This window comes from Dyella sp. ASV21, assembly GCF_016428975.1.
Classification (GTDB): domain Bacteria; phylum Pseudomonadota; class Gammaproteobacteria; order Xanthomonadales; family Rhodanobacteraceae; genus Dyella.
In genome coordinates this window covers 1-313 of record NZ_JAELTT010000353.1, presented here as the reverse complement: position 1 = coordinate 313, position 313 = coordinate 1, and the positions used below count along the sequence as shown (strand labels likewise).

Below are 313 nucleotides of genomic sequence, written 5' to 3'. Positions count from 1 at the left end.
CCCCCCCCCCCCCCCCCCCCCCCCCCCCCCCCCCCCCCCCCCCCCCCCCCCCCCCCCCCCCCCCCCCCCCCCCCCCCCCCCCCCCCCCCCCCCCCCCCCCCCCCCCCCCCCCCCTTTCCACCCACACCCCGCCAACCGAGATTCGGTCACGGGTCTCGTGGGCTCGGAGATGTGTATAAGAGACAGGTCTATGACCACGTATTCCGCGTCAACGAATCGATCAGCGCCATGCGCGAAATGCTCGCCGCCGCGATCAACGTCAACCTGTCGCTGGTAACCTTTGGCCAGAACGAAGTGATGAAGCGTCTGGCCG

At 73.2% G+C, this 313-nt stretch carries 1 pseudogene; it reads left to right on the top strand.

From position 1 onward, the window contains the following. Window positions 1–174: 174 nt before the first annotated feature. Window positions 175–313 (top strand): annotated as a pseudogene (locus JHD67_RS21905) (magnesium transporter); the annotation flags it as partial.